Annotated in this window: 16 protein-coding genes; 10 read left to right on the plus strand and 6 right to left on the minus strand. The window is 73.1% G+C overall.

Annotated features, from left to right (window positions below; translation table 11 throughout):
- Positions 1-190 precede the first annotated feature (190 nt).
- Positions 191-1,117: a dihydrodipicolinate synthase family protein gene (locus ACLBYG_RS04845; protein WP_056522928.1), complete on the plus strand. Its 927-nt coding sequence runs from the start codon at positions 191-193 to the stop codon at positions 1,115-1,117.
- Between the two features lie 16 nt (positions 1,118-1,133).
- On the opposite strand, the gene ACLBYG_RS04850 is transcribed toward ACLBYG_RS04845, so the two are convergent.
- On the minus strand, positions 1,134-2,354 hold the full coding sequence (locus tag ACLBYG_RS04850; protein ID WP_447680766.1) for a pyridoxal phosphate-dependent aminotransferase: 1,221 nt from the start codon (positions 2,352-2,354) through the stop codon (positions 1,134-1,136).
- 272 nt (positions 2,355-2,626) lie between these two features.
- Here ACLBYG_RS04850 and ACLBYG_RS04855 point away from each other — a divergent pair, with 272 nt between their 5' ends.
- From ACLBYG_RS04855 to ACLBYG_RS04870, 4 genes are read left to right on the plus strand one after another with little or no spacing between them, the layout of a single operon-like run.
- Positions 2,627-4,045: a cytochrome ubiquinol oxidase subunit I gene (locus ACLBYG_RS04855; protein ID WP_447680767.1), complete on the plus strand. Its 1,419-nt coding sequence runs from the start codon at positions 2,627-2,629 to the stop codon at positions 4,043-4,045.
- Positions 4,046-4,052: 7 nt separating this feature from the next.
- A complete protein-coding gene (gene cydB / locus ACLBYG_RS04860) occupies positions 4,053-5,060 on the plus strand; it encodes a cytochrome d ubiquinol oxidase subunit II (protein WP_056522934.1) in 1,008 nt (335 codons plus the stop codon).
- A complete protein-coding gene (locus ACLBYG_RS04865; protein ID WP_012321840.1) occupies positions 5,060-5,182 on the plus strand; it encodes a DUF2474 family protein in 123 nt (40 codons plus the stop codon). Before cydB ends, ACLBYG_RS04865 begins: the two co-directional genes overlap by 1 nt.
- Positions 5,183-5,231: 49 nt before the next feature.
- The gene (locus tag ACLBYG_RS04870; RefSeq protein ID WP_447680768.1) at positions 5,232-5,810 is read left to right on the plus strand and encodes a GbsR/MarR family transcriptional regulator; all 579 of its coding nucleotides are present in this window, start codon (positions 5,232-5,234) and stop codon (positions 5,808-5,810) included.
- Positions 5,811-5,826: 16 nt separating this feature from the next.
- On the opposite strand, the gene ACLBYG_RS04875 is transcribed toward ACLBYG_RS04870, so the two are convergent.
- Positions 5,827-6,522: a GntR family transcriptional regulator gene (locus ACLBYG_RS04875; protein WP_331300211.1), complete on the minus strand. Its 696-nt coding sequence runs from the start codon at positions 6,520-6,522 to the stop codon at positions 5,827-5,829.
- A gap of 272 nt (positions 6,523-6,794) precedes the next feature.
- Positions 6,795-7,733, minus strand: coding sequence for a LysR family transcriptional regulator (locus ACLBYG_RS04880; protein WP_447680769.1), 939 nt, complete (start codon positions 7,731-7,733; stop codon positions 6,795-6,797).
- A 119-nt stretch (positions 7,734-7,852) separates the two neighbouring features.
- On the opposite strand from ACLBYG_RS04880, the gene ACLBYG_RS04885 reads away from it, so the two are divergent.
- The 5 genes from ACLBYG_RS04885 (at position 7,853) to ACLBYG_RS04905 (ending at position 11,902) form a co-directional block, all read left to right on the plus strand.
- Entirely contained in the window at positions 7,853-8,776 is a 924-nt protein-coding gene (locus tag ACLBYG_RS04885) for a ring-cleaving dioxygenase (RefSeq protein ID WP_331294535.1), read from the plus strand.
- Between the two features lie 69 nt (positions 8,777-8,845).
- Positions 8,846-9,478, plus strand: coding sequence for an alpha/beta hydrolase (locus tag ACLBYG_RS04890; protein ID WP_447680770.1), 633 nt, complete (start codon positions 8,846-8,848; stop codon positions 9,476-9,478).
- Between the two features lie 34 nt (positions 9,479-9,512).
- The gene (locus ACLBYG_RS04895) at positions 9,513-9,923 is read left to right on the plus strand and encodes a DoxX family protein (RefSeq protein WP_447680771.1); all 411 of its coding nucleotides are present in this window, start codon (positions 9,513-9,515) and stop codon (positions 9,921-9,923) included.
- 66 nt (positions 9,924-9,989) lie between these two features.
- Positions 9,990-10,811 (plus strand): alpha/beta fold hydrolase, encoded by an 822-nt coding sequence (locus tag ACLBYG_RS04900; RefSeq protein WP_447680772.1) that lies wholly within the window; start codon positions 9,990-9,992, stop codon positions 10,809-10,811.
- Positions 10,812-10,924: 113 nt separating this feature from the next.
- Positions 10,925-11,902, plus strand: a complete 978-nt coding sequence (locus ACLBYG_RS04905; RefSeq protein ID WP_447680773.1) for a Gfo/Idh/MocA family protein — start codon at positions 10,925-10,927, stop codon at positions 11,900-11,902.
- 18 nt (positions 11,903-11,920) lie between these two features.
- On the opposite strand, the gene ACLBYG_RS04910 is transcribed toward ACLBYG_RS04905, so the two are convergent.
- The 3 genes from ACLBYG_RS04910 to argJ are packed head-to-tail and all read right to left on the minus strand — an operon-like array spanning position 11,921 to position 14,336.
- Complete coding sequence (locus tag ACLBYG_RS04910) at positions 11,921-12,373, minus strand: (deoxy)nucleoside triphosphate pyrophosphohydrolase (protein WP_447680774.1); 453 nt, start codon at positions 12,371-12,373, stop codon at positions 11,921-11,923.
- Complete coding sequence (locus ACLBYG_RS04915; protein ID WP_427507228.1) at positions 12,370-13,089, minus strand: SIMPL domain-containing protein; 720 nt, start codon at positions 13,087-13,089, stop codon at positions 12,370-12,372. The genes ACLBYG_RS04910 and ACLBYG_RS04915 overlap by 4 nt, the downstream gene beginning before the upstream one ends.
- Positions 13,086-14,336, minus strand: a complete 1,251-nt coding sequence (argJ, locus tag ACLBYG_RS04920) for a bifunctional glutamate N-acetyltransferase/amino-acid acetyltransferase ArgJ (RefSeq protein WP_447680775.1) — start codon at positions 14,334-14,336, stop codon at positions 13,086-13,088. Before argJ ends, ACLBYG_RS04915 begins: the two co-directional genes overlap by 4 nt.
- Between the last annotated feature and the right edge of the window lie 203 nt (positions 14,337-14,539).

Below are 14,539 nucleotides of genomic sequence, written 5' to 3' on the forward strand. Positions count from 1 at the left end.
GCCCGATCTCGGCTGTCGATGGACAAAGCAAAGAAGATCTCGGCCGTACAGGAAAGTCGGTGGGCTTGTCGACAGCGCGTTGCGCCCCCCGAACGCGCCAGGATCGCGGCCGCGTGCTAAGAGGCGGCCGGATCCCGCCCGCGGACACGGTCGTCCGCCGGGATGCGCGATCCCGGCAGAAGGACCGCGCATGACCTCGTCCGTCCCCGCCTATCGCGGCGTCTTCCCGGTCGCCCCCACGGTCTTCGACGCCGCGGGCGCCCTCGACCTCGACGGGCAGCGCCGGGCCGTCGACTTCATGATCGACGCCGGCAGCCAGGGCCTGTGCATCCTGGCCAACTTCTCCGAGCAGTTCGTCCTCACCGACGACGAGCGCGAGCGGGTGATGCACGCCGTGCTGGAGCACGTGGCCGGCCGCGTTCCGGTGATCGTGACGACGACGCACTTCGCCACGCAGGTCTGCGCCGAGCGCTCGCGCCGCGCCCAGGAGGCCGGCGCCGCGATGGTGATGGTCATGCCGCCCTATCACGGCGCCACGATCCGGGTGCCGGAACTCGGCATCGTCGACTTCTTCCGCGCGGTCTCGGACGCGATCTCCATCCCGATCATGATCCAGGACGCGCCGGTGGCGGGCACACCGCTGTCGGCGCCGCTCCTGGCGCGCATGGCCCGGGAGATCGCGAACGTCGCCTACTTCAAGATCGAGACCGCGGGCGCCGCGGCCAAGCTCCGCGAGCTGATCGCGCTCGGCGGCGACGCGGTCGTGGGCCCCTGGGACGGCGAGGAGGCGATCACCCTGATGGCCGACCTCGACGCCGGCGCCACGGGTGCGATGACCGGCGGCGGCTACCCGGACGGCATCCGTCAGATCACCGACGCCTACGCGGCCGGGCGTCGCGACGAGGCGATGGACGCCTACGCGCGCTGGCTGCCGCTCATCAACTACGAGAACCGGCAGTGCGGCCTGCTCGCCTGCAAGGCGCTGATGGCCGAGGGCGGCGTGATCGCGAGCGAGACCGCGCGGCTGCCGATCCAGCCCCTGCACCCGGCGACGCGGGCCGGCCTGATCGAGCTCGCCCGGCGGAACGACGCGCTGGTCCTGCGCTGGGGCCGCTGAGCCGCTCGCCCCCAACTCAGTGCGCCGCCGCGGCCGGCGCCCGGGTCCCGAGCACGCCCGCGAGCCGGCGCACCGCCTCCCGCGCCAGGTCCGGGCTGATGGCGAAGCACATCCGCACCAGGCCCTCGCCCTCGGGTCCGAAGGCGGTGCCGGGCGCCACGCCGACCTTGGCCTCCCGCAGCAGGCGCAGCGCCAGGTCGAGGCTCGGCTCGTCGCCGCCCATCCGGGCCATGAGGTAGAAGGCTCCGTCCGGCGGCGCGACCGTGACGCCCGGGAGGCGCGACAGCCCCTCCACCAGAATCGCCCGGGCCTCGGCGCAGCGGTCCACCATCGTCCGGATGAAGCCGTCGCCCTCCTCGAGGGCCGCGATGCAGGCGTGCTGGACGAAAGTCGGGATCGAGGTGGTGCTGTACTGCCCGAGCTTGGCGAAGGTCGGCGCGAGGCCGCGGGGATAGATCACCCAGCCGGCCCGCCAGCCGGTCATCGCCCAGTTCTTCGAGAAGGTGTTGGTCACGATCAGACGGTCGTCCTCCGTGCAGATCTGCAGGAAGGACGGCGCGATCCGGTTGCCGTAGGTGAAGTGGGCGTAGACCTCGTCCGAGAGGATCCAGAGGCCGCGCTCCCGGGCGAGGTCGCGCAGGGCCGTCATCTCGGCCAGCGGCATGGTCCAGCCCGTCGGGTTCGAGGGCGAGTTCACCATGATCACCCGGGTGCGCGGCGTGATCGCCGCCGCGATGTCGGCGAGCGGCAGCGCGAAGCGCCCGTCCGGCAGGCGGCGGTACGGCACCGTCACGGGCACGCCGCCGGCGATGCGGACCGCCTCGCCGAGGTTGGGCCAGGCCGGGGAGGGGATGATCATCTCGTCGCCCGGCTCCAGCAGCACCTGGGCCGCCTGCATGATCGCGTTCATGCCGCCCGCCGTGACGCCGAACCGGTCCGGCGGGATCTCCACGCCCCAGTGGCGGGCGTGGTAGGCGCCGAGCGCCGCCCGCAGCGCCGGCAGCCCCAGCGACGTGGTGTAGCGGGTGTGCCCGTCGAGCATCGCCCGGTGCGCGGCCTCGACGATGAAGGGCGGCGTCGGCAGGTCGCCCTCGCCGATCCACAGCTTCACCACCTCCGGGTCGTCCCGCCCGCGATCCGCCACGAGGCCGATCTGGCTCGTGCCGATGCCGCGGATGCGCGCCGACAGCGCGGCGGCGAGATCGACGGGCGCGGCGGGTGCGGGGGTGTCGGCCATGGCGGCGCGTGCTCTCCTTGCGTCGGGGCGCGGCGGGTCGTGACGCAGCGAGCCACGCGGCGCCTGAGAGGTCCCGACCGGTAGGGAATGGCGCGACCCTGACGCGTTCGGGCTCGGACGTCCAGACCCGGGCGCCGGTCGCGGCTCGCGGCCGGCCGCCGCGAGGCGCGACCGGCCGGCCGCGAGCCGCGGGCGGCTTCGATATATTCCGACTTTTCAGACATTTCTGAAATTGCTATATACCGCGTCGCGCCCTGAGCCGGAGGCCCGACGTGCTCGCCAACCTCGATCCCCTGATCCTTGCCCGCATGCAGTTCGGGTTCACGGTGGCCTTCCACATCGTGTTCCCGGCCTTCTCGATCGGCCTCGCGAGCTTCCTCGCGGTGCTGGAGGGGCTCTGGCTCGCCACCGGGCGTCAGGTCTTCATGGACCTGTTCAAGTACTGGATTAAGATCTTCGCGATCGCCTTCGCGATGGGCGTCGTGTCCGGGCTGGTGATGTCCTACCAGTTCGGCACGAACTGGTCGGTCTTCTCCGACAAGACCGGCCCGGTGCTGGGGCCGATGATGGCCTACGAGGTGCTCTCGGCCTTCTTCCTGGAGGCGGGCTTTCTCGGCGTGATGCTGTTCGGGATGCGCAAGGTCGGGCCGCGGCTGCACTTCGCGGCGACGCTGATGGTCGCGGTCGGGACCTGCTTCTCGGCGTTCTGGATCCTGGCGGTGAACTCGTGGATGCAGACGCCGGCGGGCTACGGCACGAACGCCGAGGGCCAGTTCGTGCCGCTGGACTGGTGGGCGATCGTGTTCAACCCGTCCTTCCCGTACCGCCTCGTGCACATGGTGCTGGCCGCCTACCTTACCACCGCGCTGGTCGTGGGCGCGGTCGGCGCGTGGCACCTGCTGCGCGACCGGGCCAACCCGGCGGCCCGGACGATGTTCTCGATGGCGATGTGGATGGCCGCCCTGGTCGCACCGATCCAGATCCTCGCGGGCGACGCGCACGGCCTCAACACCCTGGAGCACCAGCCCGCCAAGGTCATGGCCATGGAGGGCCACTTCCGGAGCCACCCGGACGGCGCGCCGCTGGTGCTGTTCGGCCTGCCCGACCAGGAGGCCGGCACCGTGCGCTACGCGGTCGAGATCCCGAAGCTGTCGTCGCTGGTGCTGAAGCACGCCCTCGACGCGCCCCTGAAGGGGCTCGACAGCCTGCCGCGGTCGGAATGGCCGCCGGTGCCGATCGTGTTCTGGTCGTTCCGCATCATGGTCGGCCTCGGCATGCTGATGCTGCTCCTGGGCGCCCTCAGCCTCCTCGCCCGCTGGCGCGGCACCCTCTACGCGTGGCGCCCCCTGCACCGCTTCGCGGTGGCCATGGGCCCGGCGGGCTTCGTGGCGGTGCTGGCCGGCTGGATCACCACCGAGGTCGGGCGCCAGCCCTACACGGTCTACGGACTGCTGCGCACGGCGCAGTCGGCCTCGCCGCTGCACGCGCCGGCGGTGGCGGCCTCGCTCACCGCCTTCGTGGTGATCTACTTCGCGGTCTTCGCCATGGGCGCCGGCTACATGCTGCGCCTGATGGGCCAGCCCCCGCATGCCGGCGAGAGCGGGATCGAGCCCGGCGCGCCGATCCGGACGGCGGGCATCACGCCCGCCCCGGCGATCGACCCCGACCGCCACCTCCAGCCGGCCGAGTGAGGGACCCATGGCCTACAGCGTCGATCTCACGGTGGTCTGGGCGCTCGTGATCGCCTTCGCGGTCTTCGCCTACATCGTCATGGACGGCTTCGACCTCGGCATCGGCCTCTTGTTCCCGGTCCTGCCGCCGGGCGCGGAGCGCGACACCGCCATGAACTCGGTCGCGCCGGTCTGGGACGGCAACGAGACCTGGCTGGTGCTGGGCGGCGGCGGCCTGTTCGCCGTCTTCCCGCTGGCCTACGCGGTGATCCTGCCGGCGCTCTACGCGCCGATCATCGCGATGCTGCTCGGGCTGATCTTCCGCGGCGTCGCCTTCGAGTTCCGCTGGCGCGACCCCCGCCACCGCGCCGCCTGGGACGTGGCCTTCGCGGGCGGCTCGCTGGTGGCGGCCCTCGCCCAGGGCATCACGCTGGGCGCGCTCCTGCAGGGCATCGCGGTCGAGGGGCGGGCCTATGCCGGCGGCTGGTGGGACTGGCTCACGCCCTTCAGCCTCCTCGTGGGCGCGAGCCTGGTCGTCGCCTACGCGCTGCTCGGGGCGACGTGGCTGGTGATGCGCACCGAGGGCCTGCTCCAGCTGCGGGCCCGGCGCCTGGCCCTGCGCCTCACCGCGGCGACGGTGGCGGCCATCGCCCTCGTCAGCGCGGTGACGCCGTTCCTCCAGGGCCGCTACTACGAGCGCTGGCTGGCGATGCCGAACGTGCTCGTCACCGCGCAGGTGCCGCTGCTCGTGGCGCTCGCGGCCTACGCCCTGTGGCGCACCCTGCGGGGCGGCGCCGAGCGGGCGCCCTTCCTGATCGCGCTGGGGCTGTTCGCCCTGACCTTCCTGGGGCTCGGCATCAGCATCTTCCCCGACATCGTGCCGGGCCGGATCACGATCTGGCAGGCGGCCGCGCCCGAGGCGAGCCAGATCTTCCTGCTGGCCGGCGCGTCGGTTTTGATCCCGATCATACTGGCCTACACCGCGTACGCGTACTGGGTCTTCCGCGGCAAGGTCGACGCGCACGGATATCACTGATGGCACCCGCAGCAGCACAGCCCCTCTGGAAGCGCCTCGCGTGGTTCGCGGGGCTCTGGGCCTCCAGCATCGTCGGCCTCGGCTTCGTCGCGACGGTCCTGCGGTATTGGCTCAAGAGCTGATAGACCGGGGCGGCGCCCGCCCGATTACTGCCCGCGTCGGATCCCTGCCGTGCAACTGCCCCCGCTCGTCCAGACCTTCGTGCTGCATTTCGGCGAGATGGGCTCGCGCTGGGGCATCAACCGGACCGTGGGGCAGATCTACGCCCTGCTGTTCGTGGCCGAGCGGCCCCTCAACGCCGACGAGATCGTCGAGCGGCTCGGGGTGTCGCGCTCCAACGTCAGCATGGGCCTGAAGGAGCTCCAGGCTTGGAACCTCGTCCGGCTCCAGCATCGGCCCGGCGACCGGCGCGACTACTTCACGACGCCCGAGGACATCTGGCAGATCGTCCGCACGCTGGTCGAGGAGCGCAAGAAGCGCGAGGTCGACCCGACCTTGACCCTCCTGCGCGAACTCCTGATGCAGGACCCGGCGACCGAGGAGGAGCGGCACGCCCAGGCGCGCCTGCGGGAGATGCACGACCTCTTCGAGCTGTTCGCCGGCTGGTACGCGGACGTGCGCCGCCTCGACACCGAGCGCCTCGTCCAGCTCCTGACGCTCGGCTCGAAGGTCCAGAAGGTCCTGGAGATGAAGGATCGCCTGACCCGCCTGCCGGGCCGGATCGGCGGCCGGTCGGCCAAGCCGGACTGAGCCGCCTCGCGGACGATCAGGCCTCGGCGAGCGCCCCCCGGTAGAGGGCGATGAGCGAGGCGCCGACATGCTCGATGTGGCGCCGCAGGCACGCGGCCGCCGCCTCGAACGCGCGGTCCTCGCACAGGGCCAGGATCTGCGCGTGCTCGCTGACCGCGCGGGTCGCGTCCTCGGAGGTCGCGATCTGCAGCCGCGTCGGCCGCTCGCAATCCTGCAGCAGCGCGGAGACGATCGCCAGCGACCGCGGCCGGCCGGCGTGCCGGATCAGGTCGAGGTGGAAGCGGCTGTTCAGGTCGCCCCACCGGAGGACCTGACCGGTCTCCAGCGCCGCGCCGTACTCCTTCGAGAGCGCGTCGAGATCGCGGATGTCGTCGCGGGTCAGGTGCGGGGCCGAGAGCAGGAGCAGTTCCGGCTCGAGCTGGACGCGCAGCTGGAAGATGTCCTCGACCTCCTGCAGCGAGAGGCCTGTCACGACCGCCCCGCGATGCGGCACGATCCGCACGAGCTTGCTGGCTTCCAGCTGGAGCAGGGCCTCGCGCACCGGGATCCGGCTGATCCCGAACTCCTCCGCCAGGGCGTCCTGGCGGAGCTGCACTCCCGGCGGCAGTTCACCGTTCAGGATCTGCTCGCGGAGCGAGTCCGCCACGGCCGCCGCCACAGTCTTGTGCCGCAACCGGTCGGGTGCGGGGCGTCCGGGAATCAAAGGGGACATCGACGCCTCAACAGAATCGTATACATGTATACAAGGCGCCTTACTGGCCGGAAAATGCGCCGCTGTCCAATGCCAGATTGTCCTGGATAAACCTGAAGTTTGCTTGGCCGAGATTCCCGGCCGAGCGGCAAGTCTCGGCCGTTCTCCGACAGATGCAGCAGCAAGGAGCAGGCCGTCTTCGGAGGCACGGTGCTCGCCGGTAACGCACGTTCGCGCAGACGGCATTGATCCAGGTGAATGACGCGCCCGGATCGCGCGCGCCGGCGCGGGACTCACCGGTCCGCCGCGTGGCCTCGCGGCGACGGCGCGGCCCAGGGCGCCTGGCCGAGGGTCTGGGCGAGATAGGCGATCAGCGCCGTCACCCGCGCCGGCCGCGGATCGCCCGGGGGCATGACGAGGTGCAGGGCGATCGGCGGCGGCGACCAAGCCGGCAGCACCCGCTCGAGACGCCCGGCTTCGAGGTCGTCCCAGATCATGAAGTCGGGCTGCAGGGCGAGTCCGAGGCCGGCCCGCAGCGCCGGCGCTAGCGCCTCGGCGTTGTTCGCCCGGAGCTGGCTCGCCGGCACGACGACAGCCTCCGCGCCGCTCCCGTCCACGAAGCGCCAGCGGTCCGGCGTCGGCAGGTAGGCGTAGCCGAGGCAGGTGTGGTGGACGAGGTCGTCCGGGTGCTCGGGCCGGCCGTGCCGGTCGAGATAGGCGGGCGTGGCGACCAGCGAGCGGCGGATCTCGCAGAGCCGCCGCGCGCGCAGGGAGGAATCCGGCAGGGCCGCGATGCGCAGCCCGATGTCGAACCCGCCGCCGACGAGGTCGACGACCGCGTCCGACAGGTGGAGATCCACCGACACGGCCGGGTAGTCCCGGAGGAAGGCCGGCAGGATCGGGGCCACGTGCATCACCCCGAAGGTCATCGGCACCGCGAGCCGCACCAGCCCGCGCGGCTCCGCGGCGCCCGCGGTCGCCAGCGCCTCCGCGGCCTCGCCCTCGGCGAGGATGCGCGCGGCACCGTCCTTGGCGGCCTGCCCGGCCTCGGTGAGGGCGAGCTTCCGCGACGTGCGGTTGAACAGGCGGGCGCCGATCCGCAATTCGAGCCGGCTCACTGCCTTCGAGACCGTGGCCTTCGACAGGCCCAGTTCCGCGGCGGCGCGGCCGAAGGAGCCGGTCTCCACCACCTTGGCGAACACGGCCCAGGCCTCGAAATCGGGCAGTCTCATCGATCAGATCCGGAAACGATAGGTTTCCACCGTTTCTATTTTCGCCGCCCATGGCAAGGGGCACATTCCCGTCATCGCAACAGGCCGCCCGCCGCGGCCTTCCGTCGGGAGACATCGCCATGGTTCAGACCGGCCTCCACCACGTCACGGCCTTCTCCGGGCCGGCCCTGCGCAACCTCGACTTCCACACCCGAATCCTCGGGCTGCGTCTGGTGAAGAAGACCGTCAATTTCGACGATCCGGGCACCTACCACCTGTACTACGGCGACGCGGCCGGGCGGCCCGGCACGATCCTGACCTTCTTCCCCGTCGAGCACGCCGCGCCGGGCCGGGTCGGGATCGGCGAGACCCAGGAGACGGCCTTCCGGGTTCCCCGCGCCTCCATCGGCTGGTGGACCCACCGGCTCATCGAGAAGGGCGTGGCCCACGAGCCGCTGGTCCAGGTCTTCGGCGCGCCGACGCTGCGCTTCCGCGACCCGGACGGCATGATGCTCGCGCTGGTGGGCGTCGATGTCGGCGACGCGGAGGGCTGGGCGTCGAGCGAGGTGCCGGCCGAGCACGCGATCCGCGGCCTGCACGGGGTGACGCTCCTCCTCGACAGGGCCGAGGCGACCGCCGCGATCCTCACGGAGGTGCTCGGGCTGGAGGAGGTCGGCCGCGAGGGCAACCTGATCCGCTTCGCGGGCAGCGCCGAGCTCGGTGGTCTCGTCACCCTGCGGGCCGTCGGCGGGTTCCTGCCAGGCCGCCCGGGGGCGGGCTCGGTCCACCACATCGCGTTCCGGGCGGCGGACGACGCCGCGCAGGCCGCGATGGGCCGGGCGCTCGCGGCGCGGGGGCTCCACGTCACCGAGCAGCGCGACCGGCAGTACTTCCGCTCGATCTACTTCCGCGAGCCCGGCGGCGTGCTGTTCGAGATCGCCACCGACGCGCCCGGCTTCGCGGTCGACGAACCGGTCGAGGCCCTCGGCCAGGCCCTCAAGCTCCCCGCCGGCCTGGAGCCGCACCGGGCCGAGATCGAGGCCGTGCTGCCCAAGGTCGCCTGATCCGCGACCTCCACGCCCGCCCCGCGCCCGCGCGGGGCGGGACCTCTCCCCGTCACCCGTGAGGCCATCATGACCCAGGACACCGCCGGCTTCATCCACCGCTTCGAGCCCGGTCCCGACACCGCCCGTCCCCTGCTGCTCCTGCACGGGACCGGTGGCGACGAGAACGACCTCCTGCCCCTAGGCCGCACGGTCGCGCCGGAGGCCGCCCTGCTGGCGCCCCGCGGCGCCGTCAGCGAGAACGGCATGCCGCGCTTCTTCCGGCGCCTGGCGGAGGGCGTCTTCGACGAGGCGGACCTGAGCCGCCGCACCGGCGACCTCGCGGCCTTCGTGGCGGCCGCCCGGACGCGGTACGGGCTCGGGGCGCCGGTGGCGCTGGGCTTCTCGAACGGCGCCAACATCGCCGCGTCGCTGCTGCTGCTCCGGCCGGAGTCCCTGGCGGGCGCGGTCCTGATCCGCCCGATGGTGCCGCTCGCCGAGCCCCCGACCGCGGATCTCGCCGGCCGGCCGGTCCTGATCCTCTCCGGGGCGATGGACCCGATCGTGCCCGCCGAGAACGCGCGGCGCCTCGCGCAGCAGCTCACCGCGGCCGGAGCCCGCGTCGAGCACCGGATCCTGCCGACGGGCCACGGCCTGTCGCAGGCCGATATCGGCCTGGCGCTGAACTGGCTTCGCGGCCTCACACTTCCCGAAGCGGCCTGAGCCGGCCGCGCACGACAGGACGGAGCGTTCGACGATGCCCCCGATCCATTCTTCCAGCGCGACCGCCCTGCTGCCGGTGACCGGCCGGGTCCTGATGAGCGCGATCTTCCTCGTGAGCGGCGCCGGCAAGCTCGCGGCCCCGGCCGCGACGCTCGCCACCATCGAGGCCGCCCACCTGCCGCTGCCGCCGCTCGCCTACGCGGCGGCGACCTCCGTGGAGGTCGTCGGCGGGCTGCTGCTCGTCGCCGGCTACCGCACGCGGCTGGTCGCCCTGGCCCTCGCGCTCTTCGCGGTGGCCACCGCGGTGACCTTCCACGCGGCCCTCGGCGACCAGAACCAGATGTTCCACTTCCTGAAGAACCTCGCCATGGCCGGCGGCTTGCTTCAGGTCGCGGCCTTCGGGGCCGGCCCGCTCAGCCTCGACGCGCGGCAGGGCCGAGCCTGACCGGTTCCTCGTTCCGCGCGACCCCCGCCTCGTAACCGCTGCCTTCTCGACCCTCGGGAGACCACGATGCCCTACTTCACCGCGCAGGACGGCACCCAGATCTACTACAAGGACTGGGGCGCCGGGCAGCCGGTGGTCTTCAGCCACGGCTGGCCGCTCAACGGCGACGCCTGGGAGGACCAGATGCTGTTCCTCGCGGAGCGCGGGTTCAGGGTCATCGCCCATGACCGGCGCGGGCACGGCCGCTCCGGGCAGCCCTGGTCGGGCAACGACATGGACACCTTCGCGGACGACCTCGCCGGGCTGATCGCCCATCTCGACCTGCGCGACGCGGTGCTGGTCGGCCACTCCACCGGCGGCGGCGAGGTCGCCCGCACCATCGGGCGGCACGGGACGGCGCGCATCGCCAAGGCGGTCCTAGTTGGGGCCGTGACGCCCCAGATGGTCCGGACCGACGCGAACCCGGGCGGCCTGCCCCGGGACGTGTTCGACGGAATCCGCGACTCGGTCCTGCGCGACCGGTCCCAGTTCTTCAAGGACCTGAGCGGCCCGTTCTACGGCGCGAACCGCCCCGGCGCCGCGGTCAGCGAAGGCCTGCGGGACACGTTCTGGATGCAGGGCATGATGGCGGGCCTGCGGAACGTGCACGCCTGCGTGGCGGCCTTCTCGGAGACCGACTTCACCGAGGACCTGAAGCGCATCGACGTGCCGACCCTGCTCGTGCACGGCGACGACGACCAGATCGTGCCGATCGACGCCGCCGCGCGCGCCGCCGTCAAGCTCGTGCCGGGCGCCGTGCTGAAGGAGTATCCGAGCGCCCCGCACGGGCTGGCCGCCACCCACAAGGACCGGCTCAACGCCGACCTGCTCGCCTTCATTCAGGGCTGAGATCCCGGGTCGCGTTGACCGGCGGCCTTCCCCACGCCGGTTCGGGCTCCTAAAGCCTGCGACGGGCCGCGTCCCGCGGCCCGTCAGACGCCAGAAGCCGCACGGATCCCCGCATGCCGACCTCCGACGCACCGCTCACCATCGGGATCATCGGCGCGGGAATCATGGCCGAGCGCCTGCTCGGCGCGATCCACGGGGCGACGGACTCGCCCGTGCGGGTCGCGGCGATCTGGGATCCGGCCCCGGCGGCCCTGGACCGGATCGGCGCGGCCTTCCCGGCGGTGCCGCGGGTCGCCGATTCCGCCGCCGTCGTGGCGGCGAGCGACTGCGTCTACGTCGCCTCGCCGCCCGCCTCGCATCTCGGCTACGCCCGCGCCGCCCTGGCCGCCGGCCGGAGCGTCTTCTGCGAGAAGCCGCTGGCCATCGATCGCGCCGACGCCCGCGCCTTCGTGGCGGAGGCGAGGGGCGCGGGCGCGGTCAATTTCCCGTTCGCCTCGTCGCCGGGCGTCGCCACCCTCGAGCGCTGGATCGCGGCCGGCGCGGTCGGCACGCCACGGGCGCTCACCGTCGCGGTGGCGTTCGCCCGCTGGCCCCGGCCCTGGCAGGCCGACGCCGCCCGCTGGCTCGACGCGCGGGGCGAGGGCGGCTTCACCCGCGAGGTGGTCTCGCACTTCCTGTTCCTGGCCCGCCGCCAGCTCGGCCCGCTCGCCGGGCTCGCTGGACGGACCGCCTTCCCGGAGCCGGGCCGGTCCGAGCGCGCGATCGACGTGACGCTCACGGCGGGCGGGATCCCCGTCACCCTGACCGGCCGGGTCGGGGGCGTCGAGGCCGACGACCACAACACGTGGACGCTGGAGGGCGACGCGGGCGCCGTCCGGCTGCGCGACTGGGCCATCGCCGAGCGACGGGGCGCCGACGGGCGCTTCGAGCCGGAGCCCGACGCGATCCCGAACGAGAAGCTGCGGCCGATCACGCTCCGGCGCCAGCTCGAGGGTGTCGTCCGCATGGCGCGCGGCGAGCCCCACCACCTCGCCACCTTCGCGGAGGCGCTCGACGTGCAGGAAGTCGTCGAGGCGATCCTCACCCTGTGAGGGCGGCCCGCGACGGCGTCAGGAATCCAGCAGGTCGACCAGGAACGGGATCAGCGGCGCGTCGGCGGGCGGCATCGCGAGGTCGCGCAGGGCCTTGGGGCGCACCCACTTGAGCGCCTGCCCCTCCATCGACCGCGGCGTCCCCGTCCAGCGCCGGCAGATGTAGAGCGGCATCAGCAGGTGGAAGTCCGGGTAGGCGTGGCTCGCGAAGGTCAGCGGCGCGAGGCAGGGCTCCTCGACCCGGATGCCGAGCTCCTCCGCCAGCTCGCGGATCAGCGTCTGCTCGGGGCGCTCGCCGGGCTCGACCTTGCCGCCGGGGAACTCCCACAGGCCGGCCAGCTGCTTGCCCGCCGGGCGCTCGCTCACCAGGACGCGGCCGTCGACGTCGACGAGGGCGACGGCGACCACGAGGAGCAGGCGCAGGGGCGCGGCAGCGGGGGCGCCGTCGGGGGCGTTCTCGGGCGCGCTCACTGCGCCACCGCGAAGGTGGCCGAGACCTCGGAGGACATCGGGATCGTGCCCGCCTCCAGCGGCACCCGCCGCCCCTTGGCGGCCATCGGCGCCGCGCGGGCCATCTCCAGCGCCGGGCGGTACGGCGTGCCGGCCGCGGCTGTGCTCAGCGTGCAGAGCGGGCCGAGCTTGGCGCCGACCGCCTCGGCGAGGGCCTCGGCGCGGCTCCGCGCGTCCCGTGTCGCTGCCACCTGGAGGGCCGCCTCGCTCTTGTCCGGGTCGCGCAGCCCGAAGCTCACGCCGTCGATGCGGTTGGCGCCGGAGTCGAGGGCCTGCCGGAGCAGGTCGCCGAGGCGGTCCATGTCGGCGAGCCGGACGGTGACGAGGTTGCTGGCGCGGTAGCCGTCGGGCTCCTCGGTGACGGCGCCCCCCGGCCGGGCGACGGTGCGGGTCGCGGTCTGCAGGGTGACGGCGGCCGTGCCGAGATCGGCGGGCGGGACCCCGAGGGCGCGGGCCTGCGCCGAGACCCCAGCCACCGCCTTCGAGGCCGCGTCGAGGGCGGCCGCCGCACTCGCGCCGCGCGCCTCGATGCCGATCGTCACCTCGGCGAAGTCCGGCGCCCGCGTCTCCGACGCGCGCCCGACGACGCTGATGTGGCGCTTGCACGCCGCGTCGTCGGCCCGCGCCGCGGTCGCCAGGCTCAGGACGAGGAGGGCGCCGGACAGGACCGCCCTCACGAGCGGTAATCCCCGTTGATCTCGACGTAGGCCTTGGTCAGGTCGCAGGTCCAGACGCGGGCCGTGCCGTCGCCCAGGCCGAGATCGACCCGGACCGTGATCTCCGGCGCGCGCATCACGGCGCTCGCCGCCGCCTCGCTGTAATCGGGGTCGCGGGCGCCCTGGACCGCCACCCGCACGTCGCCGAACCAGATCGCGAGCCGGTCGCGGTCGGCGGGCTCGCCGGCCTTGCCCACGGCCATCACCACGCGGCCCCAGTTGGCGTCCTCGCCGGCCACCGCGGTCTTCACCAGTGGCGAGTTGGCGATCGACATCGCGATGCGGTGAGCGGAGGCGTCGCTCTCGGCGCCGGTGACCCGCACGGTGACGAACTTGCGCGCGCCCTCGCCGTCCTTGGCGACGAGTTGGGCCAGCTCGACCAGCAGGCCGTCGAGCGCCTCCCGGAAGCCGGCGAGGCGCGCGTCGGCGGGATCGGTGACCGCCGGGTTGCCGGCCCTGGCGGTGGCGAACAGCATCAGCGTGTCGGAGGTGGAGGTGTCGCCGTCCACGGTCACGCAGTTGAAGCTCGTCTTCGTCCCGGCCGAGAGGAGCGCCTGCAGCACGTCCTGCGGCAGGGCCGCGTCGGTGAAGACGAAGGACAGCATCGTCGCCATGTCGGGGGCGATCATGCCGGCGCCCTTGGCGATGCCGTTGATCGTCACGCGCACGCCGTCGATCTCGGCCGTGCGCGTCGCGAGCTTCGGGAAGGTGTCGGTGGTCATGATCGCCCGGGCCGCCTCGGTCCAGGCGGCCGGCCCGTCCTCGGCGCGGGCCGCGCAGTCCGCCAGCACGCCCGCGAACCGCTCCGCCGGGAGCGGCTCGCCGATCACGCCGGTCGAGGCGACGTAGACCTCGCGCGCGCCGCAGCCCGCCGCCTCCGCGGCGATCTCGACGGTGCGCGCCACCGCGTCGCGCCCGAGCCGGCCCGTGAAGGCGTTGGCGTTGCCGGAATTGACCACGAGCGCCCGCGCCGACCCGTCGGCCAGGGCGTCGCGGCACCAATCCACCGGCGCCGAGGGACACTTCGACCGGGTGAACACCCCCGCGGCCCGGGTCCCGGCCTCCAAAGCCACGTAGAGCACGTCGGTGCGGCCGCTGTAGCGGATCCCCGCCTGGGCGGTCGCGATTCGCACGCCCGGCAGGGGCGGCAGATCGGGCATCGCGGTGGGCGCCAGCGGGGAGACGGGAGGGGCTTTCGCGGACGACATCGGCTCGGGCTCCGGCAGCGCGCGGCTCAGGTCCCGCGGCGGCCCGGTGTTGCCCGCGCGACCCCGCCGGCGTCAACTCCGTGCCCAGCCTATGATCAGGCCGCCGGAGTGCTTCGCCATTGTGCAACGGCGGCGCCGAATGCGGCGCGATGACGGCGCCGGGCTTGCGTGTGGATTGCATCCCAGCTTAGCATGCTGCATCG

The organism is Methylobacterium sp. D53M, assembly GCF_053345625.1.

Bases quoted from the DNA above. Each gene is read 5' to 3' on its own strand.
- cydB (WP_056522934.1), top strand. From the start codon at position 4,053: ATGGCCTACAGCGTCGATCTCACGGTGGTCTGGGCGCTCGTGATCGCC.
- ACLBYG_RS04905 (WP_447680773.1), top strand. From the start codon at position 10,925: ATGCCGACCTCCGACGCACCGCTCACCATCGGGATCATCGGCGCGGGA.
- ACLBYG_RS04880 (WP_447680769.1), bottom strand. From the start codon at position 7,733: ATGAGACTGCCCGATTTCGAGGCCTGGGCCGTGTTCGCCAAGGTGGTG.
- ACLBYG_RS04900 (WP_447680772.1), top strand. From the start codon at position 9,990: ATGCCCTACTTCACCGCGCAGGACGGCACCCAGATCTACTACAAGGAC.
- ACLBYG_RS04865 (WP_012321840.1), top strand. From the start codon at position 5,060: ATGGCACCCGCAGCAGCACAGCCCCTCTGGAAGCGCCTCGCGTGGTTC.
- ACLBYG_RS04890 (WP_447680770.1), top strand. From the start codon at position 8,846: ATGACCCAGGACACCGCCGGCTTCATCCACCGCTTCGAGCCCGGTCCC.
- ACLBYG_RS04845 (WP_056522928.1), top strand. From the start codon at position 191: ATGACCTCGTCCGTCCCCGCCTATCGCGGCGTCTTCCCGGTCGCCCCC.
- ACLBYG_RS04895 (WP_447680771.1), top strand. From the start codon at position 9,513: ATGCCCCCGATCCATTCTTCCAGCGCGACCGCCCTGCTGCCGGTGACC.
- ACLBYG_RS04850 (WP_447680766.1), bottom strand. From the start codon at position 2,354: ATGGCCGACACCCCCGCACCCGCCGCGCCCGTCGATCTCGCCGCCGCG.
- ACLBYG_RS04875 (WP_331300211.1), bottom strand. From the start codon at position 6,522: ATGTCCCCTTTGATTCCCGGACGCCCCGCACCCGACCGGTTGCGGCAC.
- ACLBYG_RS04885 (WP_331294535.1), top strand. From the start codon at position 7,853: ATGGTTCAGACCGGCCTCCACCACGTCACGGCCTTCTCCGGGCCGGCC.
- argJ (WP_447680775.1), bottom strand. From the start codon at position 14,336: ATGTCGTCCGCGAAAGCCCCTCCCGTCTCCCCGCTGGCGCCCACCGCG.